We start from the raw sequence: 26,728 nt of genomic DNA, 5'->3' as shown, positions 1-26,728 counted from the left end.
TTCAAATAATGTAAAGAGACGGTTTTTGCGAACCGTCTCTTTTTGTTTGCAATTGGAACTTAATGCTCTGAAAATTTATAATTTGACCTATTAGGAGTCAAAACATTGGATCAGCGGCCGGTGAGTTTAACAGAGCAGGAAAATTTAAGATTGCGAGCATCGAACTTATCGTTTTCTGCTGTTCCTCATCAGTCGAAACTGTTTCTGGATTACATTCGCGACCCTCTTTCGCTCAAGAGCTATTATCCCAATGCCGTTTTGTCGCACTCAAATATTTCTGCATTTATCCCTGAGGTTCTAGCAAAATACAAAACCGAGCGCATCGCCCTTTGCGATGCTCTGGTCGAGATAAACTCTCAGATCGGATCAAGCGAAAAGACATTTGAGAATATCAAGTTGCTTCGCGAAGCGGACACTGTTGCGGTTGTGACGGGACAACAAGCCGGACTATTTACGGGGCCGCTTTACACGATATATAAAGCTCTATCGGTGATAAAGATGGCTGAAGAGTTGAATGCAAGAGGCTCAAAAGCGGTCCCGGTTTTTTGGGTGGCGACAGAAGATCATGATTTTGACGAAGTTTCTCACACCTACTTTACCGGAAATACAGGTGAACTGGTTAAGGCCGATTATCACCCAACAAGATATGTAAAAAGCACGCCAGTAGGAAATATCAAGATCGACAATTTGATAACCGAAACGATAGGCGAGGCTTTGAATGATCTTCCGCGATCAGAATTTTCCGGAGCCTTACGCACTTCAATTGAAAAGGAATGGTCAGAAGGGGAGCTTTTCGGCAAGGCGTTTTCTAAGAACATTGCAGATGTGTTGGGCAGGTTTGGACTGATCACAATTGACCCGATGCATCCCGGCGTTAAGGCGTTATCCTCACCTATTTATATAGATGCGATCGCGAAAGCGGACGAGATCGTTGCTAGTATTCGTAAAAAAAGCGCCGCGCTTGTTAGCGAAGGTTTTCATGCGCAGGTTTTGGTCGATGAAGACTATTTTCCGTTGTTCAGGATCGATGACGAAGGACGTAGGGTCGCTCTGCGAAAAACTTCTGATGGCGTTTACACCTCTAAAGAAGAAAAAAGGGAATTTAGTCTTTCAGAACTGGCCGCCATTGCTAAAGACGATCCGCAGCGTTTCAGTGCAGGCGTAATGCTTCGACCAGTGGTTCAGGATTATTTGCTGCCGACAGTTTGTTACTTTGGCGGTGCGGCCGAGATCGCGTATTTTGCTCAAAACAGCGACGCATACAATATACTCGACAGGCCCGTAACGCCGATCTTGCATCGGCGGAGTTTCACTGTCGTTGAAGCAAAACATAGACGAACTCTGGAGAAGTTTGGTTTAGCACTTTCTGATATGTTCGACGGGTTCGTGAAAACATTGGAAAACGTCGGCAAGAAGCAACTTTCATCAGATACCATTAAGATTTTTGAAGAGATCGAGCAAACATTGGATCTTGAACTGAATCGGTTAGATCAAAATCTATCGCAGATTGATCCGACGCTAAACGATAATCTTGAAAAGCGGCGGCGAAAGATCGCTTATCATATTGCGGCATTAAAAAAGAAAACGTATCTTGCAAGTATGCGTAAAGACGAGATCGTCGAACGGCAGATCAGGGCCGCGTTTGATTCGTTATTACCTAACGGTGAATTGCAGGAACGTGTCCTGAATGTACATTCGTATCTCAATAAATACGGACCATATTTTATAGATATGATCTACAAAGAGATCGACTTGAATTACAAAGAACACCGCGTTATCGACTTATAGAATGAACAAGATCAGGATCTTACCAGATAATTTGGCAAACCAGATCGCGGCGGGCGAGGTGGTCGAACGGCCTGCGTCCGTTGTCAAAGAGCTTGTCGAAAACGCTATTGACGCGGGCGGCACGCGTATCCAGATCGATATCGAACTTGGCGGCCGTAGGCTGATGCGAATAAGTGACGATGGTGAAGGGATGGTTCGCGACGACGCAATCCTTGCTTTCGAAAGACACGCGACATCTAAGATAAGAAACCTCGAAGATCTCGGAAGGATCGCGACCTTAGGTTTTCGCGGCGAGGCTTTGGCATCGATCGCTTCGGTTGCAAAGGTTGAATTGATCTCAAAGACCGACGCTGAACAGGAAGCAACACGTGTCGTTATCGAAGGCGGAAAATTGATCGATGTAAAAGACGCCGCGCGAGACCGTGGAACGACGATCTCTGTCCGCGACCTCTTTTTCAACACGCCTGCGCGACGCAAATTTATGCGTTCTGAGGCGACGGAGAATTATCATCTTACCGGGATCGTGACACATTATGCCCTTGCTCATCCTGAGATCGCGTTCACAATGACAAACAACGGGCGAGAAGTGCTACGTGTCTCGCCTGCAAAAGATCTGCGCGAACGTGCGTTTCAGATTTTCGGATCCGGTTTGATCGAAAGCCTTGTGCCGGTGGATGGCGGACGCGAATTTGTTGCAAAGGTCACCGGCTACGTGTCGGCGCCACGCGAACGCCGGACGACACGCGACGCTCAATATTTCTTTGTAAATAATCGCTTTGTTCGTGATAAAACGATCTCAACAGGCTTGTCCGATGGGTTTCGTTCGATACTGCCCCATGGCGTCTATCCTGTCGCATTCCTTTTTTTAGACATTCCGCTCGAGGAGATCGACGTTAATGTTCATCCGGCGAAGACGGAGGTTCGCTTTCGTCGCGGTGAGGCGGTAAAGGATGTCGTCGCGGAGGCGATCAGAAATGCTCTTGCAAGAGCCGGAGTAGTAGCCGAGACACAGTCCATAGACGAATCACGGGAGAGAATTGAATTTCCGATAGATCGAACAATTGCAAAAGAGCAGATTGAGATCGAACAAGCGGCTATGCAGTTTGACATGCGTGGAACTGAAGACAGTTTTGTGGCCGAGGTGTTTGACCCAATAGCGTCATCAGCATTAAATGAAACTGGAGATGGAGTCATTCCCATTTTAGAAATGGGATCAACCGCTGAGCACTTGGAAACTGTTGAGGTTTCTTCGGCCAATTGTGAGCAAATTGCCAAAGCACGTTCGGAGAATGCTCTAAGCGAAGGATCATTCGCCGCTGCTGCTGGTTACGCCGACTTACCGCCGGTCAATTCAGCGGCGAAATTGGCTAAGTCGATCGAAGTCGAGCAGATCTCGTCGTCTAAGATTCAACCGCTCGGCCAACTGCATGAGAGTTTTATTATCGCGGTCGATGACGAAGGATTGCTTTTGATCGACCAGCACGTTGCACACGAGCGAATTTTGTTCGATAAGTTTCGCAAAAGTGAAGCCGAGCGAACGATCGAATCGCAAAATCTTCTTCTGCCCGAAACGATCGATCTCTCGCCAGCACAGTCTGTGGCTTTTCAACTTATTGAGGCAGATCTTGAGTCATTAGGATTTGGATTGATGCGGCTTTCTGGACGAACTGTAGCGATCAAGAGCATTCCTACGGACCTACCAGCATCGGAAGCGCGAAACCTGTTCGCGGAAATACTAGACACGATCGAGGCCGAAAAACGCGGCGGAGCAAAAACCACTTTGCGTGACGACATCGCCGCGAGTCTCGCCTGCAAGGCTGCTGTAAAGATCAATATGAAACTCACGCCCGAAAAAATGCGCTGGATGATCGACAGGCTTTTGATAACGACTTCGCCAACGACATGCCCACATGGGCGTCCCGTAATTTTGCGACTATCGATGAAGGACATCGAGCGTGGCTTTCACAGAACATAAAATATGGAAAACCAGACTGAAGAAAGGCCGAGCGTATTTTGGAATCGAGTCTATATGGCGGTTGTAATTAACACCTTTGTTGTGGTCACGGCTCTCTGGGCATTTTCGCGGTATTTCAAATAAGGATCTGATAAATGAGATCACTCGACTGGGCAATTGTAGCCGTTTATCTCGCTTACGTTATTTGGGATGGCATCCGGATGACGAAGCACAGCGGCAGCAAAGAAGGTTACTTTCTGGCTGATCGAGGCTTGCCGTGGTGGGCCGTTGGGCTTTCTGTGATGGCTACGCAGCTTTCTGCGATCACGCTTGTCGGCACAACCGGCCAGGCATACAGCGATGGAATGCGGTTTATCCAGTTCTACTACGGACTGCCGTTCGCGATGATCATACTTTGCGTTACGGTGGTTCCATTCTTTCATCGCGCTAATGTTTTTACTGCTTACGAATATCTCGAAAAGCGTTTTGATGTAAAAGTTCGCACTCTAACGAGCTTCTTTTTTCTCATATCACGCGGTCTCGGCGTCGGGACGATCATCTCGGCGCCGTCGATCGTTCTTTCGATCGTGTTCGGCTGGAATCTGATCGCAACGATCTTTGCCATTGGGCTTTCAACGACGATTTACACTGTTTTCGGCGGAGTTCAAGCTGTCACCTGGACCGATGTGAAACAGATGGTCGTTATCTTTGTTGGACTCGGAGTTTGTTTCGTCGTGATTTTGTGGAGTTTTCCGGATGGGGTTACGCTTGGTTCTGGCCTTCATCTCGCAGGCAGTCTCGGCAAACTCAATATGGTCGATACGACTTTTGATCTCAAGGAAAAATACACGATCTGGTCGGGATTGATCGGTGGGCTATTTTTGATGCTCGGTTATTTTGGGTGCGACCAGAGCCAGGTTCAGCGTTTTCTGACAGCTAAATCTGTTGACGAAGGCAGAACTTCGCTGCTGATGAGCGCGTTTCTTAAGATTCCGATGCAATTTGGCATTTTGCTGATCGGCATTATGGTGTTTATCTTTTATCAGTTTTCTGCACCGCCGATCGTGTTTAATCCTGTTGAAGTCAATAAAGCGGAGCAGACAGAAGAATTCAGACAGATCCAAAGTAAATATGCCGCTGCTCATGCAGAACGCCGAGAGGCCGCATTGCATTTTGAGACTGAGAACATTCAGCTTCGACAAGAGTACATTGATGCCGACAAGAAGTTTAACGAAAGTCGCAGAGAAGCCGTTGCATTTGTAAGATCAACCAGCAATCCTTCATTCAACGACATTAATTACGTATTCCCGACATTCATTCTCGAAAATATGCCTATGGGCGTTATCGGGTTGCTGATCGCCGCGATCTTTGCGGCGGCGATGTCTTCTATAGCGGCCGAGTTGAATGCACTTGCGACGGCAACGACGATAGATTTTTACAGGCGGCTTTACCAACCCGAAGCGACGGATGCTCATTATGTTGCAGTTGGCCGTATCACGACTTTTATCTGGGGAATATTTGCGTGTGTTGTGGCTATCTTTGCGACCAATCTCGGTTCGCTGATCGAGGTTGTGAACAAATTCGGATCCTTTTTTTACGGTTCACTGTTAGGAGTTTTTGTGCTTGCGTTTGTCGTAAAAAGAGCGAAGGCTCGCGGCGCATTTTTTGGGCTTTTGTTTGGCATCGCGTCGGTTTGGACGGCAAGTATCTTTACGGACATCGAGTTCCTTTGGTTTAATGTGATCGGATGTCTCGTTACAGTATTTTTTGGATATTTGATCAGTTTGACGGTGAAAAACGATGTGAACCGCGGAAATGCAGAGACGCAGAACTTATGAGTAGAGAGTTTGTTTTTATGATCAAGAAAATCTCAGTTCCTATTTTTATTTTTCTCTGCGTTTCCGTGTCTCTGCGGTTAATGACACCTGCGCAGGTGCGGCCGATCTATGACCGAGGGGCGACAGGGCTTGGTCAGATGCTTAAGCGGCTCAACACGACAGCAAGCGCTCTAATGATCGGCGCGCATCCGGATGACGAAGATACCGCGTTGCTCACATATCTTGCACGCGGCGAAAGTGCGCGAACTGCATATTTATCTCTAACACGCGGCGACGGCGGGCAGAATATCATCGGCCCGGAACTTGGCGAAGCTCTCGGTGTGATACGCACGGAAGAACTGCTGCAAGCAAGGCGGCTCGACGGAGCGGAGCAGTATTTTACGCGAGCATATGATTACGGCTTTTCGAAGACGCTCGAAGAGGCGAAGAGTAAGTGGGACGAAAAGGTCGTTCTTTGCGATGTAGTTCGCGTCATTCGAAGCTTCCGGCCCCTTGTCGTTATCTCACAATTCTCAGGAACATCCGCCGACGGCCACGGGCAACATCAGTACGCGGGTTATATATCACCGCTTGCCGTCAAAGCCGCCGCCGACCCATCGCAATGCACCGATGCTGGTTCACCCTGGACTGTGAAGAAGTTTTACGTCCGTCACGGTTTTCGAGCAACCGGCGAACCTCAGCTTAAGATCAATACCGGTAAATACGATCCTCTTCTCGGCCGCTCATATTTCGAGATCGCGATGGAAGCCCGCAGCCAGCACAAATCTCAGGAACAAGGTGTGTTAGAACTTAAGGGCGATCAGTTTTCGGGATTGAATTTGATCGAGAGTAAGGTGCCGAAGGTTGAAAAGGAAGCGAGCGTTTTCGACGGCCTAAGCACTTCTATTGCGAACATTGACGATATTTTGGGGACTGCGAACAGAGCAACAGAATCCGATTTAATACGGGCTGCCGAGTTAGCGGAAAAGGCTAAAACGGAATTCCGCCCTGAGTCAACTCATGATACGATCACGAATTTGGTGAACGGTCTGCAAGCGGTCAGAATCGCTGCAGAGGATAAAAATCGCAAGCCTGATAGTGTTTTTCTTTTAACGAAGAAGATTGTGGAATATTCAAATGCACTACGGATTGCATTGGGAATAGAAATCGATGCCCTTGTCGACAAGGAAACGGTCGTGCCCGGGAACAGCGTCGTACTGGGAATCAAAGTATATTTTCCTCAATCGCCCAAGCTAAGAATTACATCGATGGAGGTAAATGCGCCAACGGGATGGAAGGGCGCGAAGATAGATGCACCTAAAGAAAATAGTACTGCGTTTATGCGACGCGAGATTGCAAACGACAATATCTATTTCAATGTGACTGTGCCACTAGAGGAAAAGGCGACTCAACCATATTGGTTTTCATCGCCGAGAGAGGGTGATCTTTATAGATTGCCGAATCCAGAACATATCGCACTGCCGTTCGAGCCACAGGCTTTAACCGCAGTAATATACGCAGAGGTTGACCGCATACACTTTGTAATAGAACAGCCGGTTCAATTTCGATACGCCGATGACATCCGCGGTGAGATTCGGCGGAATGTTGAAGTTGTGCCGAAAGTGACGCTTGAGATGGATCAGTCGATGATGATCGTTCCATATTCGGAGAAGGAGCAGACGCGGCAGGTTGTGATGACGGTGACCAATCATTCGCAGAAGCCTGTTACGGGTACGGCGTCGTTGAATTTCGATGGGGCGCGTGAATGGAAATACACTGCGGAGTCAAAGATATTTGAACTCAAACGTACGGGCGAAAAGTCGGCGATCACGGTTGATGTGACGATTCCGGCGCGGACGAAGGCGGGAAGTTATAGGATCTCAGGTCAGGCGATGATTGGCGAGGATGTGGCGAATATAACGATGAAAACTATCGCGTATCCGCACATTCAGACGCATCGTTACTATCGGCCCGCGGCGGTTGATGTAAAGGTTATGGATCTCAAGACCACGCGGTCGAAGGTCGGGTATATTGTCGGCAGTGGTGACCGCGTGCCGGAAGCGATCAGGCAGATGGGAATTGACTTAGAGATGGTTTCGGAGCGCGAGCTTGCGAGCGGGAATCTATCACGGTTTGACGTGATCGTTGTAGGTATTCGTGCGTATCAGGTGCGTCCCGATATTGTAGCAAACAACCAGCGGCTTTTAGATTATGCGCGCGACGGCGGCACTTTGATCGTTCAGTATCAATTGCCTAGTTATGCGCAGCAAAATATGATGCCTTTTCCTGCGCAAATGGGACCGCGCGTGGCAGACGAGAATGCAACGGTCACTATCCTGCAGCCCGAGCATCCGATATTTAATTTTCCTAATAAGATCACGGACGCCGATTTTGCAGGTTGGGTTCAGGAGCGAAATCTTTATAATTTCAGCACGATGGATGCTGCTTACACTCCGCTGCTCGAATCGCATGACGCGGGCGAAGCTGAAAATAAAGGCGGACTTGTGATCGCAAAGTTTGGAAAAGGGAATTATATCTATTGCAACTACTCGATGTTCAGGCAATTGCCGGCGGGTGTTCCGGGGGCGTATCGGTTGTTTGCTAATCTGTTAATGCAGGAGCCTGCACGATAGTAAAGGCGGTACATTCAAGTTGCGTGTTTTCGCCCCTACTTACGTGCGGGCTTTTGCAGCGATCTTATTCCACAACCATTAGAATGTCACCTGCTCCGACGGTGTCGCCTTCGTTGACGCGGATATCGGTTACGGTTCCGTCTTTGGGCGATTTCATTTCGTTTTGCATTTTCATTGCTTCGACTACCATAACGCCGTCGCCTTTTTTTACTTCGGCGCCTTTAGTGACGAGGATTCGAACGACCTTGCCGGGCATTGCGGTCTTGATCTCGGCCTTCCCCGAGGCGTCGGCATCGTCGCCCTTGGCGCCGCGAAGCCGTTTCGGATCTATGATCCTCACCTCGTGGACACTGTCCCTGACTCGCACCAGAACCGGATCGGCCGGATTCGCCTGCGGTGAAACAAACGCCTCAAAGATTGCGCCTTCGTTTTTTAACAGGAAAACGCCGTCTTCCGGTTCCGAAGCCTCGAGATCGTACTGTCGCCCGTCAACACTGGCAATGACACGGCCATCTTCCCGCACGATCTCGACGTCGTGTTTATTGCCATCTGTTTCTGCAATAAATTTCATTCTTTCGTTTCCTCAGCGGCGGACCGCAGCTCCGGTTTCCTTGTCCAAAAGGAATCCCGCAAATCGCTCCTCGTTTATCCACCAAATGATGGTTCCAGTGAGCAGCCCCAATGCCGGATAGGCGAGTACAAATACTTTTGAAAGCGGCAGCCCGCTCCATGCCCAGCTTGCCAGATTTAGTAAGACGAAAAAGAAAATGCCGGAGACCACGGCGGTTGTCAAGACGACATAGCTCTTTCCCTTTAACCGCCGCTTTTCCCAACGCAGAAACTGCTTTCTTGACATCGTTCCCATTGCAAAGGTGACTAACTAGCCAACCTTATTCGGCTGCGGAGTGATTCGCAAATATGGCTTTACCTCCGTCCAGCCGGCAGGGAATTTTGCTTTGGCGTCTTCGTCTGAGACTGAAGGGACGATAATACAGTCATCGCCGTCCTTCCAGTTTACCGGAGTCGCAACACTGTATTTTGCCGTCAATTGCAGCGAATCTATCACACGCAAAACTTCGTCAAAATTTCTGCCCGTCGAAGCCGGATAAGTGATCATCAGCTTGACCTTTTTGTCCGGGCCGACGACATAGACCGAGCGGACTGTGAAAGTGTCGCTGGCGTTCGGGTGGATCATATCGTAGAGGTCCGATACCTTTTTGTCGGCGTCGGCGATCATCGGGAAATTCACGGCAGTGCCCTGCGTTTCCTCGATGTCTTTTTCCCAAGTAATATGCGAATCGAGCGGGTCAACGCTTAGGCCCATGATCTTTACGTTGCGTTTGTCGAATTCGGGTTTGAGCCGAGCGGCCATGCCGAGTTCTGTGGTGCAGACGGGCGTAAAATCTTTTGGATGCGAGAACAAAACGCCCCAGCCGTCGCCGAGCCATTCATGAAAATTGATCGTGCCCTGCGTCGTCTCCGCCGTGAAATCCGGCGCTTCGTCGCCTAACCGTATTGCCATATACTTACCTCCAAAAAGCTATTTCAAAGATTATATCAAACAAAGTAATTTGAAATAAACATTACTCGTCCTCAGCCCTTTCCGTTGTGTTTTCTTCCAGCATTTTCCGCAGCCTGAGCTGATGGATTTTTTTCTCGTCGGCATTTAGTATTTCGATGTCGAGTCCGCGCAAGAATAGTTTTTCGCCAGGTTTCGGTACATAACCTGCGTCGGTTACCACCATGCCTGCGATGGTTGTGTAATCTTCGTCTTCGAGATCGATGTCAAAAAGACGTTCGATATTGTCGATCTCAGTTGAGCCAAGCACGTCGAAATATCCGTCTTCGCCTTCGATGATCTCGATGATCTCTTCCGGGCCTGTGTCTTCGTCCTCGATCTCGCCGACGATCTCTTCGATAATATCCTCGACTGTGACAAGCCCGGCGACGCCGCCGTATTCGTCGATCACGATCGCGATCTGAATATGATTTTGCTGGAAACGTTTGAGCAGTTCTGACGCAGTTATTGTTTCGGGAACAAAAAATGCGTCCCGCAGCATTTCGCTGAGCGGCTGATCTTCTTTTCCATCTGCCCAAGACTGAAGAAGATCGCGAACGTAAATAATGCCTTCGATCTGATCGATACTGTCGCGGTAAACCGGAAGCCGCGAATACTTTTCCTCGATTATCAGAGCGCGTGCATCCTTTACCGTCGAATTGATATCGATCGCGCAGATCTCGGTCCGCGGAGTCATGATCTCAGCCGCGCGCGTGTCGCTGAATTCGACCATCGTTTCGATCAGCTCGCGTTCCTTTTCCTCGATAATGCCTTCCGCCTCACCGACCTCCATCAACGCCTGGAAATCGTCGGAATTATCATCGTCTTCGTCCGAAACATCAGGAGTAATTGTCGAATCGAATTTCTGCAGGCGTTCGCGGCGGCGTTCGGCGAGAGGTTCGGCGAAAAAAGAAGTTATCGCGTAGATCGGACGGATCGCGGGCAGCAGAAACAAGAGTTTTTGTTCGGTGTTTTCTTTGACAATAAGTCGCGGTACGATCTGACGAAGAATAACCGTCGCCCCAAGCCCGATAAGCAGAGCAAAGAACAGTAATCGAAATTTTTCCTGGGTATATCCGCCAACGATAACCGTCAGGAGAACCGTGAAACAGATCAGCAATACCTGGATCGTTGACGAGATAGCAAAACGAAACCGCAGACGATTTTCGACGATCTCGCGCAAAAACTGTGCAGAGTTCATTTTTTCCGCGATCTCTTCATCACTGGAAATGCGGCGTAGCGCGACGTCCGAAAGCTGCGAGAACGCCATATCGACCGTCGCAAGAAAAACCAATGCAATTAAGATAATAACCGCAATGATTATTTCAATTTCCATATGTAGTTAATTTTAGAATGCTCAATCAGAATGCACAAACTTAAGATGAACGCATCAGAGAGAGCTCAGTTTTTTCTAATCGGCTAAATTCTTCCAAGAGCGGCCGTCCTTTTCCAGAAGTTCGTCCGACTCTCGCGGACCCCAAGTTCCAGCGTCGTAATTTGGAAAATCGCGTGCGGGCAAAGCCGCCCAAACATCCTGAACCGGAGCGACGATCTTCCAACTAGCCTCGACCATGTCAGCACGTTGGAACAGCGTCGCGTCCCCGATCATGCAATCATAGAGCAGGCGTTCGTAGCCCGTGCTGACACTTTCCTTAAAATGCTCGCTGTAATTAAAGTCCATATCCACAGGGCCAACGTTTACGATCGGGCCGGGAATTTTAGCCCCGAAATGCAGCGTGATGCCTTCGTCGGGCTGGATGTGGATGACGATGCGGTTTGTGCGAAGACGTTCGACGTCGGTCTCGCGAAACAACATGAACGGCGCTTTTTTAAATTGGATGACGATGCTCGAATGCCGCGTCGCCATTCGCTTTCCTGTGCGTATGTAAAAAGGAACATCTGCCCAGCGCCAGTTGTCGATCTTCAGTTTTAGAGCGGCAAAAGTTTCGGTCTTTGAAGCCGGCGCGACATTTTGTTCGCTGCGATAGGCGGGAACCTTTTTGTTGTCGATCTTGCCCTCGCCATATTGTCCGCGAATCGCACAATGCAAAACGTCCTCCGGCGAGAAAGGTTGGATCGCCTGTAATATCTTCGCCTGCTCATCACGAACCGAATCGGCTTCGAACGAAACCGGCGGTTCCATCGCGGTCAACGTGACGAGCTGCAAAATATGATTTGGGATCATATCACGCAAAGCGCCGGCCGAATCGTAATATCCGCCACGCAGCTCAACGCCAAGTTTTTCCGCAACGGTTATCTGAACGTGATCGATAAAGTTTCGATTCCAGATCGGCTCGAAAATGCTGTTGCCAAAGCGAAAAACCAAAATATTCTGCACCGTCTCTTTGCCGAGATAATGATCGATGCGATATATCTGCCGCTCTTTAATAGTTTTGAGAAGGTCGGCGTTAAGTTTTTTTGCTGATTCAAGGTCGCGGCCGAACGGCTTTTCGTAGATAAATCTTCGCCAATTGCCGTTCTCTTCTTTGCCGAGACCATTCTTCGCGATCTTTTGTGTTACGTTGGCGAAAAGATTTGGAGGCGTGGCGAGGTAATAAAAAAAGTTGTCAGGTATCTGATGTTTTGCCGTAACTTCGCCGGTCAGTTCTTTTAGGTCGCCAAAGAGTTTCTTGTCATCATCAAAATCGCCGCCGGTGTAATATGTGCGATCCTCGAACCACTTCAACACCTTTGCATCAGGGCCGTTTGGAATAAATTCGCGCAGATGTTCGATCATCTGTTTGCGATAGGCCTCCGAAGTCATTTCCTGACGCCCGACGCCTATGATCGCGAACGAATGCGGCAGGAAATCGTCCTTAGCAAGATTATAAAGCGCCGGAAAGAGCTTGCGTTTGGTCAAATCGCCGGTCGCACCGAAAATAACCATCACACAAGGGTCGGCAACTTTTTTGTGTTCCGTCATATCGTTAAGATTTCACCACAAAGGCACCAAGGTCACAAAGGATAGAGAAAGTTTTAGAGATCGTTGTGTCCTTCGTGTCTTTGTGGTGAAACTCAGATTCCGAGAGTTTCCCGCAGTTCGAGTTCACGGGCATTCATTTCGCCCTTGTCAGTCTCATGATCGTAGCCGCAAAGATGCAGCAGGCCGTGGAGCATAAGCTGCTTGATTTCGCCTTCCAGAGTCAGTCCATTTTCGGCGGCTTGTTTTTGTGCTTGTTCGGCTGAGATAACAATATTGCCCAAATTAGTTTTGTCAGGATCAAATTCGTCCGGTTCGTGGGGGAACGAAAGAACATCGGTTGTTAAATTTTTGCCTCGAAACAGATGGTTGAGCTGTTTCATTCTATTGTCGGAAACAAAAGCGATCGAGAATCGCCGGTCAGCCGCTTCTGGGACATTTGCGGCAATCAATTGAGAGAACTTGCGAAATACACCCGTCTCGAATCTAACCTTTCGTTGTAGATTGATGATATCGATCATCGGTTAGTGGTCGCCGGGTTCGTTATTTTCCGAGTGTTGTTCGTAAGCCTTGACGATCATTTGAACGAGTTTGTGTCTCACAACGTCTTTTTCGGTGAAATAGACAAAATCAATGCCTTCCAGATTGGCGAGGATGTGTTCGGCTTCTTTGATGCCGCTTTTTTGGCCTCGCGGGAGGTCGATCTGGGTTCTGTCGCCGGTGACGACAGCTTTTGAGCCAAAGCCTATTCGCGTTAGGAACATCTTCATCTGCTCGGCGGTGGTGTTTTGGGCTTCGTCGAGGATGATGAATGCGTCTGACAAGGTTCGGCCGCGCATGAACGCGAGCGGGGCGATCTCGATGATGCGTTTTTCGAGCATCTTTGTGATCTTTTCCGCATCGACGAGATCGAACAGAGCATCGTATAGCGGCCTCAGATAAGGATCAACTTTATCCTGCAGATCGCCCGGAAGAAACCCAAGCCTCTCACCAGCCTCGACCGCCGGACGCGTCAAGATGATGCGGCTGACTTGTTTCTTGAACAACGCATCGACCGCCATCGCGACGGCGAGAAAACTCTTTCCGGTTCCCGCGACGCCAATACCAAATACAAGATCATTCGCGGCGATCGCGTCGAGGTATTTGCGTTGATTCGCGGTCTTTGGAGCGACCTGCTTTTTGCCTGACGGATTAAATCTTGCCTTTAAAAAATGATCTTTCAGGCTGTAAGCGCGGTCCTCGGCGATCTGTTTGAAGGCGTCGCGGAGTTCTTTGTCGGTAAACGTATTGCCCTCGGCAAACAGCTCGCCAAAATCGCGGAGTATCTGCTCGACGGTCTTTATATCGCGTTCGTCGCCGTCGATGAGCAGCTCATTGCCGCGTGCGCCGATGCTTACATCGAGCAGCGATTCGAGATATTTAATGTTCTGGTCCTGAACGCCGAAAAGCGTGTTGAGGCCCTGAGGCGGAAGTTCTAGTTTTCGAAGATTGCTCAAATTAAAAGTTGGCTTGTGCCGATATGAAAAGGCTACTAAAAGGGAATTTGCGTGTCAATTTGCACAAACCCGCGCGTTAGCGAGGGCGTAACACGCAAGTTTGATGTTATGCCCATACTAACGCGCAGGCTTGTGCAATGAGTGTACGTTTGCGTACATAAATCTTCCCGGCGCCGGCGTAGATTATAGATATAAGAAATACGGGAGGAAATATGCTAATGATCGAGCTTAATATTAACGATGGAAGTTACGACAGGGTTTTAGACGCTCCGATCCAAGATTTTGGAACGGATGCAAATGTTCCGGCTTCAAACGACACAGCGAAAGCCGGTGAATTTAAACAACCTCAAGATGGCGTTTACCCTATGGCGCCAGCCATTGCGGAGCGAGGTGACTATCACCGGCCGATGCGGCGGTCGACGAGCATTTTTTGAATTGAAGATGCCCCGGACGAAAGATGTCTCCGGTAAAAAAAATAAAGGCCGAGGCGTGGAAGCTTCGGCCTTTTTGGCGTTGAGGTCGGATGAAAGACAATCGTAAATGTCCTAGCTCCACGCCAAATCATGTTAAGCAGTATGACAATTATCAAAATAACAACGCAAAAAGTGACTGTATATAGGGGAAAACCCTTAGAACGAGATTTTTTCAAATATTTTTTCTACAATGATTGTTGCCCTCGATAAGGAATGCGACCGCTTTGCCGAGCTGGAAAAACAGATCGAGACGCTGAATAATAATCTGGAGGCTTTGGTGTGATACTGGAGTCGATTGGATTATATCGTTTGCCTTTTTGATATAATCATTTAAATCCTGTATTGATTATGTTCTTTCACTCCGACACACAACAAAGAGATTGGTCACAGGGCGCAGTTTGCGCGGATGTTAATAAATAATAAGGATTATTATGGTTTGGCCTATGGAAGACAGACCAGTTCAAGATTTGATTGGTAATGACTTAAAAGAAAAAACTAACGCTGTAGGTGAAGCGTTTTACATCGCGGTCGCGGAGCACAGGGCAAAGCCTGACAGCGCGGCGTTCAAAAATGTTGCCATTACGTATGGCCGCGAATACAGCCTCTGCCTTCACCGCGAGATGGAGCATTTGCAGCTTGTTAATCAAGAGCGAGACCGCATGACAGGCGAAAGGCGCAAAAGCCGCCTTGAGGAATTGAAAGTTTTGAACGCCGAACGCGAACTGATCGGCTTTTAGCATTCACTGAATTCAGGACGTTGGCTGTGCCACTTTGCTTTCGCCCTGAACAGGGGACGACTGTTTGGGAAAGCGTCGTCCCCGCTTCCTTTTTAAATAGCGTATCGCGGCAAAGCCGCCGAACCATGTGATATGTTCCGGGGGCATTGGGTATTTGTCCGTGGGACATAGGCGTGTGTTCCGAGGGACATGGCTGTGTGTACGCGGGACATGGTCGCATGTTCCGAGGGACATGAAGAGTTGTACGCGGGACATTGGCACATGTTCCGAGGGTTTTGGGCGTTTGTCCCCGGGGCATCGGCGTTGGTTCCGAGGGCATTGAACCTTTGTACTTGCGAAAATCGCACAATTCCGTGCTACAATTGCGAAAATTTAGGAGGAAACCATCATGCCATCACAGATAAGGACCGTCGCCGACCTCATAGCGATGCTTACGCTGCAGAAGACGAATCTGCCGTCGTATTTCGTGCAGTGCAACGCAACTGCGGCGGATGTGACCGAGGTCACGAACGACCTTAACAACCTCAACGCCCTTTTGAGTTTTATCGAATTGGCCGACGGATATAAGAAGGGATTTGTCGATATAAAGAACATCGTCTTCGACGGCATCATCGGCACGCCGATACCGGCCTTTCCGCCGGCGCTCGTCGCGCCCGCGCTGGCTCTGCCGCTGGCAGGCGCTCTGACGCGGGCCCGCAACCGCAACCGCCGCTTCAAGGCCGGCCCCGGCTATACGGTCGCTATCGGCGAATTCCTCGGCATCGAAACCGACCCGACACCGCCGCCTGATCCGGGCGATGTTACGCCGACGATCCTCGTCGCTGCCGCCAAAGCCGATTACGGATTCGCTGTTATCGTCAACGGCCGTGAGCAGGCCGATTCGTGGCGGGTAGATGCCATCCCCGTCGGTTCCAACACAAGAATCGCAGTCGGCACCGCCACCGGAAAATCCGCCGACTTTATCTATCACCCCTCGCCCGCAGAGGCCGGACAGCCCGTCCAAATCCGCGTCGAAGTTCAACTGCGAAAAAACAACGCCGACTACGGCCACCCTTCGGCAGAAGAACGCATTACCGTTAATCCGTAAAACTGCGGGCGGAAACGCGAGTGTAAACGAGCGTGCCGATGCGCCGTGTGCACGCTCGTTCACACTCGCGTTTCCGCCCTTACTTACGTGCGGGCTTTTGCACGAATGTAATTTGCTGTGGTATCCTCACTTCTTTGTTAAACTCAAGATACTTTACCTATTTAGAGGAGTAATTTATTAATAATGGCTAATGAAGGAAGCGGACAGGTCGGCAAGGTTGTGCAGATCATCGGGCCGGTTATTGACGTAGAATTTTCGGATTATTTACCGCCTATCTATCAGGCTCTTCGCGTTACGAGCGAAGGTTTTGACGGCGAAAAGATCGATGTCGTCGCCGAAGTGCAGCAGCATTTAGGCGAAGGCCGCGTTCGTGCGGTTTCGATGCTGCCGACGGACGGAATGGTCCGCGGGATGAAGGTTATCGACCTTGGCGGCCCCATCATGGTGCCGGTTGGCACGGCGACTTTGGGACGCGTGATGAACGTTATCGGCGATCCGGTTGACGAGCTCGGCCCGATCAATACCGATAACACGTCTTCGATCCATCGCCACGCTCCGTCGTTCGACCAGCAATCGACGAAGCTCGAGATGTTCGAGACGGGCATTAAGGTCATCGACCTTGTGCAGCCGTTCCTTCGCGGCGGAAAGATCGGCCTCTTCGGCGGTGCCGGCGTGGGCAAAACAGTTTTGATCATGGAGTTGATCAACAACGTGGCGATCGGTTCGGACGGATTTTCGGTGTTTGCCGGCGTCGGCGAACGCACCCGTGAAGGCAACGACCTTCTCCGCGAAATGGTCGAGTCGAAAGTTATCAAATACGGCGATGCCTTTAACGAAAACATGGAAAAGACAGGCGAATTTGACCTAACAAAGGTTGATAAGGCCCAAATTCCGGGCTCAAAAGTGTCGCTTGTTTACGGACAGATGACCGAACCTCCAGGAGCACGTCTTCGTGTTGCTTTGTCAGGTTTGACGGTTGCTGAGTATTTCCGCGATCAGGGGAACGACGTGCTGTTCTTCGTCGATAACATTTTCAGATTTACTCAGGCAGGTTCCGAGGTGTCCGCACTTCTTGGACGTATGCCTTCCGCGGTGGGCTATCAGCCGACGCTCGCTTCGGAAATGGGCGAGATGCAGGAGCGTATTACTTCGACCAAGACAGGTGCTATTACTTCTATTCAGGCAGTTTATGTGCCTGCCGACGATTATACCGATCCGGCTCCGGCAACGACATTTGCTCACCTCGATGCTGTTACGGCTTTGTCACGACAGATCGTGGAGCTTGGAATTTATCCCGCCGTCGATCCGCTCGCGTCAAACTCGCGAATTCTCGACCCGATGATCGTTGGTGAAGATCATTACAATACAGCACAGTCGGTTAAGAAGATCCTCCAGCGTTACAAAGACTTGCAGGACATTATTGCGATTCTTGGCCTCGACGAACTTTCAGAAGACGACAAACTAACCGTCGCCCGTGCCCGTAAGATCCAGCGTTTCTTCTCGCAGCCGTTCTTTGTAGGCGAGCAGTTTACGGGGCTAAAAGGCGAATACGTTAAGACCGAAGACACGATCAAGGGCTTTAAAGAGATCCTCGAAGGCAAGTGCGACGACATGCCCGAACAGTCGTTCTACATGGTCGGCACGATCGAACAGGCAAGAGAGAAGGCAAAGAAAATGGCTGCCGCTGCGTAGCCGATTAGTCTAATGTCCAAAGTCCAGATCCAAAATCAGGAACTGCGAACATTGGACTTTAGACATTGGACATTGGATTTATGCTTAGACTAGAAATCGTAACTCCCGAGAAAAAAGTGCTTGACGCTGAAGTGGATTCGGTGACGATACCCACGGCTTCGGGTGAGGCGGCGATATTGCAGAACCATGCGCCTTTGGTCTCGGCACTCAAGCCTGGGATCGTTGCTTATGCGGTTAAAGGAACCACTGATAAGCTCGTTATTTCCGGTGGTTTTGTTGAGGTTAATTCTAATTTCGTGTCAGTTCTAGCCGATTCAGCAGAAAAGCCGGAAGATATTGATTCTGCCTCCGCTAAGTCCGATCTTGACGCAGCCGAAAAGGCACTTGCGGCGGCAGGAATGCTTGCTGCCGAGGATGCGTCCGTTTATCGCGACAGGCTCGATCTGGCATCCGCAAGGCTGCGGCTTGTCGCCGGAAAGTAGAATTTGACGCGTTCCCGCTCAACATAAATTTCACTTTTGACCGTTCTTTTTTGGCGTTTTTGTCGGTATGCGATGCTGTATATCCGCTGATAGCCTTGACATTACGCCAGAAAATCATATAATTCAATCGAAATCATTTGTAACGCAAATTGAGAATTTACTACGCCCCGCGTGATACAAGCTTATATTTAAGGTTTGGTGTCTGTAAGCGGAAAGCCTGAAAAACCAAGGGAGAGGAGATCTATTTGATTATGTTGAATAATAAATTGTCGCACAGGAATAATCTGAAAATGCGATTTATGTTTGCCTTCGTGTTCGCCATTATGGCAACTTTGGCTGCATTTTCTGTAAATGTGAACGCCGCAACATTTGTGGTTAATACTACTGCTGACACGCAGGATGCGGCACCGGGCAATGGTACATGCGCGGATGCCAATGGAGCATGCTCAATGAGAGCGGCAATTACGGAGGCCAATGCTCTTGCCGGTGCGGATGTTATAACGCTCGGCGCCGTAACATACACGATATCGCTGACCGCAGCTAACGAGGATCTGAATGCCGGAGGCGACTTCGATATAACATCGCCGCTGACGATCAACGGAGCTGGAGCTGCGACGATCGTTCAGGCTGACGCTGCTCCGAACACAGCGACGGAGCGTGTGTTTCACATTTCAGGTACGGGAGCGACCGCAGTCACGCTGAACGCGATGACGATACAGAACGGCAAGGCTCTGGACGCGACGGACGGCGGACGCGGCGGAGGTGTCAAGGTTGACGGCGGAACAGCTTTCAACTCGAACACGTTCACGATCACCAACTCTACCCTAAAGGATAACTTCGCAGACACGCGCGGCGCCGGAATTACGATCAACAAATACAATTCGATCATCACGAACTGTACATTTACTGGCAACGTAGCAGGAAGTGCGTTCGGCACCGGCGGTGCCGGCGGAGCATTGCTGATCGATTCGCAGGACAACGTAGCAGTTCCGACGATGACCTCGGTCATTACGAATACAGTGATGACCGGCAACAAGGCAGAATCATCAGTAGCCAATACGTTTGGCGGAGCGGTCATCGTTCGTGCGGTGGATGCAACAGTAACGTTTGAAGGCTGCACGATCAACAACAATATTTCGAACGCTATCACTGCTGCGTCATTTACCGGATTCGCCGGTGGACTTTACAATCAGCAGGCAAAGATGATCGTCAGGAACAGTTCGGTCAGCGGCAACACATCGAGTCACTTTCATGCCGGTATCCGAAATCTTGCTTCGACAGCAGCAGCGGCTACACTCGATATCATCGACAGTACGATCAGCAACAACACGTCAGCAGCGGCGACAGGCCAGGGCGGCGGTATCACGAACATTCTTGGTGGAACCTTTGACGCGACTGTGAACGTTGACCACTCGACGATCAGCGGCAATATACTGTCAGGTGCGACGAGCATCGGCGGCGGCCTTATCAACACCGGCAGTGCCGGCGGAGCTGCATTGTTGACAGTTACAAATTCAACTGTTTCGGGAAATAGTGCTGCAGACATCGGCGGAGTTTACTCTGACGGATCGGCAGCGACCTGCATCATCGATTTCTCGACCGTAGCAAACAACAGTGCTACTAACACCGTACCACCTGCACAAGGCGGCGGTATTTTCCAGGACACGACAGCAGGCGGATCGACGTTTGTATCGAACACGATCTCTGCTGACAACACAGCTAACGCAGACGTTGATATTAACGAACTTCCTGTTTCGCTTGATTACAACCACTTCGAAAGTCCCAATCCTGCTTTCGTAGGAGCGGCCCATGATGTCCTCACCGGCGATCCCGGCTTGGGTGCTTTGGCAAATAACGGCGGCGGAACTCAGACACATATACCGGGTGCTCTAGTCCAAAACACGATCCCGAACGGAACAAACGGCTGCGGCTCTCCGATCAATGATGATCAGCGTCGTCAACCCCGTCCATTCCCTGCAGGCGGTGCCTGTGATAAGGGTTCGGTTGAAGTAGGAACTGGCACGACGCCAACAAATACAAATACCGCAACGCCTACGGCCACTTCAACTGTTGGCCCAACTGCTACAAATACAAACACAGCAACGCCTACAGCCACTTCGACTGTTGGCCCAACTGCTACAAATACAAACACAGCAACGCCTACAGCCACTTCGACTGTTGGCCCAACTGCTACAAATACGAACACAGCGACGCCTACGGCGACATCGACTGTCGGCCCGACGGCGACAAATACTTCTACGGCTACCGCTACATCGACAGGAACGGCATTCCCGAGCCCGTCATGTACGCCTACCAACGTTATTGTTGACGGCGGATTTGAGAGCGGTGGTGTTCCGAGCACTATTTGGAACAATCCGCAGACCTCGACCAACTTTGGTACGGCTCTTTGTACCGTAGCGGCATGCGGCACCGGCGGCGGTACTGCAGCTCCGCGTAATGGTACAACATGGGCATGGTTTGGCGGAGCTACAGCGCCTGAAACAGCAACGCTCGGACAAAGCGTTGTGATCCCGGCAGGTACGGCAGAACTTCGATTCTGGATGCGTATCGGATCGGTCGTTACACCGTTCACCGATGTCCTGAATATCAAGGTTGACGGCACAACGGTTCAGAGCTACACGGAACCGGATACCGCTGAAGGTGCTTACGTCGAACGCGTGATCAACCTCAGTGCTTTTGCTAATGGTGCTTCGCATAACATTACCTTCGAGTACATTGGCCCAACAACCGGTGCCTCTAACTTCTCGGTAGATGATGTGGCGCTCAATGTAGTAGGTGGTGGATGTTCGACAAGTACCCCAACTGCAACGAACACGGCCACTGCAACTGCAACTGCAACATTCACTCCGTCGTTCACACCGACACCGCCAACGGCGCAGACATTCTCCAATACGGCTGCTGTCTGTACAACACTTGGCACGACGGCTGATATTTATCCGTCGAACATCACTGTTACGGGCGGACCGACGCAGGTCGGCAACATTCGTGTCATTTTCAACAGCTTCTGGCACCTATCACCGGATAACTTCGACGCACTACTCGTCGGGCCCGGCGGACAGAAGTATGTTCTCATGGCAGATGCCGGCGGTGTTATCGCTGTCAATCAGGGATCACCGGTCAATCTGACCTTTGCTGACTTCCAGCCGCTTGTCCTGCCTGATTCCGGTCCATTAGTTACCGGAACAACAGAACCGACGACATGGGAATCACCCGTTACTTCATTCCAGGCACCTGCTCCTCCGGCTCCTTATATTGAGGCTGGTAGCGTACCGTTTGGATCGATCGGCACGACGATGTTCGGTGCGTTTGGCTTGCAGCCGAGCAACGGTACGTGGAGCTTGTATCTCCGCGACGACGCTGGTGCATTTGTCAGTCCGACGGCCGTCTCAGGCTGTTTGGATGGCGGATGGACACTTCAGTTCCTGCCGCTTACTGCAGCACCTGCCTCGATCTCGGGACGTGTGTTGACGGCAAACGGTCAGGGCATTCGCAATGCGAAGGTCGTTGTTACGGGCACCACGCTTAGTGAGCCGGTCGTTATTTCGACCGGATCGATGGGCTACTACTCGCTCGAAGGATTGCAGGCTGGTCAGACATACATCGTGTCTGTCATCTCGCAGCGTTACACCTTCACAAACGGAACCCGCGTTATCAGCTTAGTCGACAACGTCGCCGATGCTGACTTCATGGCTGATCCGGGCGAATAACGTAAGTTAACTTCAGCCCCGCTAAACTGCGGGCATAGACTAAGCACGAACAGGTTCCAATCCTGTTCGTGCTTTTTTATGTTCAGCATGGAACGAAATATTATTTAAGCAGAAGTTAACTTTGAAATCGGTGCGAATTAGAATATAATTTCCTAAATTCATAAGGGTTTTATTTGAAGCGGACAGCGGCCCACCGCTCTTGATGAAAGCATCTTTGTCCATGCGTCGTTAGAGTTTCTTGTAACTATTTTGAGGAGTGCATATTTATGTCTAAGAGTCATAGGTCGTTTCGTATTGCTAGTAGATTTGCGGTTGTCGCTTTCATTAGCATCGTTTCTTTAACACTTGCAGTAGCCGGCACAAACGCCGCCGGCCTTTCTTTTCTCGATTCAGTAAAAGAGTTCTTTGGCCTGCAGACAGAGCCATCAACTGAGGCCACACTTGTAACGTCACCAAATTCGGCGTTTACACCGGGGAACTTAGTGGTTTATCGTGTGGGTGACGGTGCCGCAGCTCTAACCTCAGCGGCAACGGCTGTTTTTCTTGATGAATATACAACATCAGGTACTCTTGTTCAGTCTATTGCGATGCCTACAACAGTAAGCGGAGCAAATCGCATCCTTACTGCTTCTGGAACCTCGACTTCAGAAGGATTTCTTTCGCGTTCTGCCGACGGCCAATATCTTGTGCTCGGTGGTTACGACAAGGCTGTCGCAGGAGCCGCCCCAAACAGCGATACTCCGGCAACAACAAATAGAGTCATCGGCCGTGTTAGCGCTGCTGGAACTGTTGACACTTCGACAGCACTAAATGATCCGACAGGAAATATTCGTGGAGCAGCAAGTACTAATGGAACCGATCTTTGGATGACGAGTTCGAGCAATGGCATTCGATATGCAGCATTTGGCACCGTTGGGGCTTCAACACAATTGAGCACCACAGTTACCAATCTTAGAGTTCCAGCGATTTTTGGTGGACAATTGTACACATCTACTAGTTCAGGGGCGACAGTCAGAATTGGTACTGTGGGAACGGGAACCCCGACAACGACAGGCCAGACAATCACTAATTTGGCGGGCTTTCCGTTAACTGGTGGGCCTTATAGTTACTTTTTTGCAGATCTCGATGCAGGTGTATCAGGGGTTGACACACTTTATGTTTCGGACGATGGCGCGGGACAAGTTCAAAAATATTCCTTGGTAGGAGCGAGTTGGTCGGCGAATGGAACGGTTACTTTGACAGCTGCAAGAGGATTGACTGGTACGGTTTCTGGCTCAACTGTGACGCTCTATATAACGGCCAATGGAACATCCTTGCAGACACTAACCGACTCTTCTGGTTATAACGCTACAATTACAGGAACTTTGGCAAGCCTCGCAACGCCGGGAACCAACACCGCCTTTCGCGGAGTCGCTCTTGTTCCAGACGGCGGTGGACCGACGCCAACGGCGACCAATAGTGCAACTGCATCGCCTACACCAACCTTCACATTTACGCCGACAAATACGCCGGCGGCTTCACCTACATTTACTAATACAGCAACACCGACAAATACGGCCACAAATACCGCAACGGCGACTCCGACGCAGACGCCGCCGACGGGACCGACATTTGTCATCAGCCAGGTTTATGGCGGCGGCGGTGCGACCAGCGGTACGCCTACTTATGAGTATGACTACGTTGAGCTTAAGAATATAACGAGTTCTGTTCAGTCGTTGAATCTGCTTAAACTGTATTACGGTGCTGCGGCCGGAAATTTTGCCAGCACTTCCGCTAACGAGTTTATCCTCCCAAATGTAAGCGTTAATCCGGGTCAATATTATCTTGTTCAGGTCGGCCCGGTCGGAACGGTTGGAAGTCCTTTGCCGGTAACTCCCGATGCGGTAACTCCGAATCTCACTATGTCGGCAACGAACGGTAAACTTGCTTTGGTGACGGGTCTGCTTCCGATCAACACTTGCGGTGCTACCGCAACTCCGTGCGATGCAACCCAGCTTTCGTACATCGTTGATTGGGTTGCTTGGGGAGCTGCCGGAAACGGCGGCGCAAGCGGCGGTGGTGAAGGCGGAACGACAGTTAACAATGGTGTTGCGATAGACAATACAATTGGCGGTGTGCGTAAAGTATTTGGATGCTTGGACACAAATAACAACAACGACAATTTTGACGTTGTGACAAATCCCGTTCCGCGCAATTTGGCATCTCCCGTATTTGACTGTGCGGGAGCTTCGCCAACACCTACGCATACACCAACGGGCACACCCACGAACACGTCAACGCCGACACCAACGGGCACGGCGACCAATACTGCTACACCGACTCCGACACAAACGCCACCAACCGGGCCGACGTTTGTTTTGAGCCAGGTTTACGGCGGCGGCGGTGGAACGGGCACATATCAGTATGATTATGTTGAGATCAAAAATATTACGGCCAGTGTGCAGTCGCTTCATCTCCTCAAGCTGTATTACGGTTCGGCTCTTGGTAATTTTGCGAGCGGCGCATCAAATGAGTTCTTGCTTCCTAATGTCAGTCTGAATCCTGGACAATTTTACCTTGTCCAGCTTGGTTCGGCTGGAACCGGAGCGGCTTTGCCTGTAACTCCTGACCTGATAACTACTAACTTGAACATGTCTGCTACAAGCGGCAAAATTGCTTTGGTAACTGGCCTGCTTGCTCCCGACACTTGTGGAGCGACCGCTACGCCCTGCGACGCGACTCAGCTTAGTTACATTGTCGATTGGGTCGCATACGGCGCAGCTGGAAACGGTACCGCGGGTAATGGTGAGGGCGGAACATCAGTGAACAATGGCGTTGCCATAACAAATGCGGACGGAGGCGTGCGTAAAGTTAATGGGTGTCAGGACACTAACAACAACAATGTTGATTTTGATGTTGTGACTCCGCCGGTTCCGCGTAACACATCGACCACGATCGCATGCGGCGGGGCAACGCCAACGTCAACGAACACTCCAACCGCAACAGCCACTGGTACACCTAGCGGTAGTTCAGTAGCCGGAACGGTAACATACGGAAACCCAGCATCGCCGACGACGAAGTTCATCTCGAACGCGACGGTGGCAAGCACGGTTGGATCGCCGCTCGTTACGACGACAACAGCGGCACCTGGCGGAACGGCCGGACAATATACGCTGACCGGATTCGGTGCGGGTAATTACACTGTCGGAGTGACGAAGACGACGGGACAGAACGGAGTCTCATCAGCTGATGCTGCTAGGATCGCCCAACATGTGGCCGGTTCGAACATTATCCCGACATCCCGTCAAAGGATCGCTGCCGACGTAACGAACAACGGAGCACTGTCATCGACCGACGCAGCGCAGATCGCAAGGTTTGTGTCAGGACTTGGAGCACCGGTAGGACTGACGAACCAGTGGAGGTTCTTTGTCCCGAGCGTAACAGAACCGACGTTCCCGATCGGAGCATCACCGACAACGAGGTCATACACAGACCCGATCGGTGTTCAGACCGGACAGGACTACATCGGTATCCTTGTGGGCGAGGTGACGGGTAACTGGGCAGCAGGTCCGCTTCGACCGGCAGCAGGTCCTGAAAGGAGCACGGCAATAGCAGCTCCGAGACTTGTGACACCGGCAGACAGCGAAGTGATCATACCTGTGGCTATCAACGGAGCGGTGAATAAGGGAATTATCTCTTATGAATTCGATCTCCGTTATGATCCGACAGTGATCCAGCCTCAGGCAGAGCCTGTTGACCTGGCAGGAACGGTTAGCCGCGGCTTAACAGCAGTGGCAAACCCGAACGAGCCGGGACTGCTTCGAGTGGTCATGTACGGAGCGTATCCGATCGACAGCAACGGATTGCTGCTCAACCTCAAGTTCACGGCAGTCGGAGCCCCTGGTTCCACCTCGCCGCTTACTTGGGAGAACGTGATGTTCAACGAAGGCGATCCGGGAACGCTTACAACGGACGGAACGGTTGAATTGTCAGCCTCGGCACCAAACCAGGCCGAGTTGACAGGCCGTGTGGTGAACACGATGGGACAGGGCATTGCAAATGCCCGCGTCACATTGACGGACACCACAACGGGAGCGATCCGTTCTGCAATGTCGAATGGATTCGGAGCATATCGTTTCGGAGGGCTGACAGTCGGCCAGACGTACACGGTCAGCGTCGATTCCAAGCACTCGGCATTCGCCCCGCTGACAGTCAGCATCACAGGGCAGTCGGTCAACACAGACATGATCGCCGCTCAGTAACGAACGACGATCAATAAGACTAAAGGGCGGGTTTCGACCCGCCCTTTTTATTTTGCGTTCTTGACCATGATTTTAATTGGTATATAATAAGTCACAATTACCTCGGATTTTTCACATTTTGC

The 26,728-nt window shown here is 50.5% G+C and carries 18 protein-coding genes; 11 read left to right on the top strand and 7 right to left on the bottom strand.

Features of this window, described 5'->3' with window-relative positions:
- Window positions 1-150 precede the first annotated feature (150 nt).
- From bshC to IPL32_01195, 4 genes are all read left to right on the top strand, one after another.
- On the top strand, window positions 151-1,788 hold the full coding sequence (bshC, locus tag IPL32_01210; protein ID MBK8464425.1) for a bacillithiol biosynthesis cysteine-adding enzyme BshC: 1,638 nt from the start codon (window positions 151-153) through the stop codon (window positions 1,786-1,788).
- Between the two features lies 1 nt (window position 1,789).
- Window positions 1,790-3,763 carry a DNA mismatch repair endonuclease MutL gene (gene mutL, locus IPL32_01205; protein MBK8464424.1) on the top strand — a complete coding sequence of 658 codons (1,974 nt, stop codon included), beginning with the start codon at window positions 1,790-1,792 and terminating at the stop codon, window positions 3,761-3,763.
- 134 nt (window positions 3,764-3,897) lie between these two features.
- A complete protein-coding gene (locus tag IPL32_01200) occupies window positions 3,898-5,580 on the top strand; it encodes a sodium:solute symporter (GenBank protein ID MBK8464423.1) in 1,683 nt (560 codons plus the stop codon).
- A 17-nt stretch (window positions 5,581-5,597) separates the two neighbouring features.
- Window positions 5,598-8,192 (top strand): PIG-L family deacetylase, encoded by a 2,595-nt coding sequence (locus IPL32_01195; GenBank protein MBK8464422.1) that lies wholly within the window; start codon window positions 5,598-5,600, stop codon window positions 8,190-8,192.
- A 64-nt stretch (window positions 8,193-8,256) separates the two neighbouring features.
- Here the strand turns inward: IPL32_01195 and IPL32_01190 are convergent, their stop codons facing one another.
- The 7 genes from IPL32_01190 to IPL32_01160 all read right to left on the bottom strand — a co-directional run bounded on the left by IPL32_01190 (window position 8,257) and on the right by IPL32_01160 (window position 14,166).
- Complete coding sequence (locus IPL32_01190; protein MBK8464421.1) at window positions 8,257-8,763, bottom strand: biotin/lipoyl-binding protein; 507 nt, start codon at window positions 8,761-8,763, stop codon at window positions 8,257-8,259.
- 12 nt (window positions 8,764-8,775) lie between these two features.
- The gene (locus tag IPL32_01185) at window positions 8,776-9,048 is read right to left on the bottom strand and encodes a hypothetical protein (protein MBK8464420.1); all 273 of its coding nucleotides are present in this window, start codon (window positions 9,046-9,048) and stop codon (window positions 8,776-8,778) included.
- Between the two features lie 24 nt (window positions 9,049-9,072).
- Window positions 9,073-9,714, bottom strand: coding sequence for a peroxiredoxin (locus IPL32_01180; GenBank protein ID MBK8464419.1), 642 nt, complete (start codon window positions 9,712-9,714; stop codon window positions 9,073-9,075).
- Between the two features lie 61 nt (window positions 9,715-9,775).
- Complete coding sequence (locus tag IPL32_01175) at window positions 9,776-11,086, bottom strand: HlyC/CorC family transporter (protein MBK8464418.1); 1,311 nt, start codon at window positions 11,084-11,086, stop codon at window positions 9,776-9,778.
- Between the two features lie 75 nt (window positions 11,087-11,161).
- Window positions 11,162-12,673 carry a glucose-6-phosphate dehydrogenase gene (gene zwf, locus IPL32_01170; protein MBK8464417.1) on the bottom strand — a complete coding sequence of 504 codons (1,512 nt, stop codon included), beginning with the start codon at window positions 12,671-12,673 and terminating at the stop codon, window positions 11,162-11,164.
- A 92-nt stretch (window positions 12,674-12,765) separates the two neighbouring features.
- Complete coding sequence (gene ybeY / locus IPL32_01165) at window positions 12,766-13,191, bottom strand: rRNA maturation RNase YbeY (GenBank protein ID MBK8464416.1); 426 nt, start codon at window positions 13,189-13,191, stop codon at window positions 12,766-12,768.
- A gap of 3 nt (window positions 13,192-13,194) precedes the next feature.
- Window positions 13,195-14,166, bottom strand: coding sequence for a PhoH family protein (locus IPL32_01160; GenBank protein ID MBK8464415.1), 972 nt, complete (start codon window positions 14,164-14,166; stop codon window positions 13,195-13,197).
- 218 nt (window positions 14,167-14,384) lie between these two features.
- Here IPL32_01160 and IPL32_01155 point away from each other — a divergent pair, with 218 nt between their 5' ends.
- The 7 genes from IPL32_01155 to IPL32_01125 all read left to right on the top strand — a co-directional run bounded on the left by IPL32_01155 (window position 14,385) and on the right by IPL32_01125 (window position 26,606).
- The gene (locus IPL32_01155; GenBank protein MBK8464414.1) at window positions 14,385-14,600 is read left to right on the top strand and encodes a hypothetical protein; all 216 of its coding nucleotides are present in this window, start codon (window positions 14,385-14,387) and stop codon (window positions 14,598-14,600) included.
- Window positions 14,601-15,082: 482 nt separating this feature from the next.
- Window positions 15,083-15,376 (top strand): hypothetical protein, encoded by a 294-nt coding sequence (locus IPL32_01150; protein ID MBK8464413.1) that lies wholly within the window; start codon window positions 15,083-15,085, stop codon window positions 15,374-15,376.
- A gap of 388 nt (window positions 15,377-15,764) precedes the next feature.
- Entirely contained in the window at window positions 15,765-16,463 is a 699-nt protein-coding gene (locus IPL32_01145) for a hypothetical protein (GenBank protein MBK8464412.1), read from the top strand.
- A gap of 183 nt (window positions 16,464-16,646) precedes the next feature.
- Complete coding sequence (gene atpD, locus IPL32_01140; GenBank protein ID MBK8464411.1) at window positions 16,647-18,155, top strand: F0F1 ATP synthase subunit beta; 1,509 nt, start codon at window positions 16,647-16,649, stop codon at window positions 18,153-18,155.
- A gap of 80 nt (window positions 18,156-18,235) precedes the next feature.
- Complete coding sequence (gene atpC / locus IPL32_01135) at window positions 18,236-18,637, top strand: ATP synthase F1 subunit epsilon (GenBank protein ID MBK8464410.1); 402 nt, start codon at window positions 18,236-18,238, stop codon at window positions 18,635-18,637.
- Window positions 18,638-18,888: 251 nt separating this feature from the next.
- Window positions 18,889-22,365 carry a CSLREA domain-containing protein gene (locus tag IPL32_01130; protein MBK8464409.1) on the top strand — a complete coding sequence of 1,159 codons (3,477 nt, stop codon included), beginning with the start codon at window positions 18,889-18,891 and terminating at the stop codon, window positions 22,363-22,365.
- 266 nt (window positions 22,366-22,631) lie between these two features.
- Window positions 22,632-26,606: a carboxypeptidase regulatory-like domain-containing protein gene (locus tag IPL32_01125; GenBank protein ID MBK8464408.1), complete on the top strand. Its 3,975-nt coding sequence runs from the start codon at window positions 22,632-22,634 to the stop codon at window positions 26,604-26,606.
- The last annotated feature ends 122 nt before the right edge of the window (window positions 26,607-26,728 follow it).

Source organism: Chloracidobacterium sp. (assembly GCA_016711345.1).
Classification (GTDB): domain Bacteria; phylum Acidobacteriota; class Blastocatellia; order Pyrinomonadales; family Pyrinomonadaceae; genus OLB17.
The sequence above is the reverse complement of the archived record's forward strand: the minus strand, read 5'-3'. Positions and strand labels throughout refer to the sequence as shown.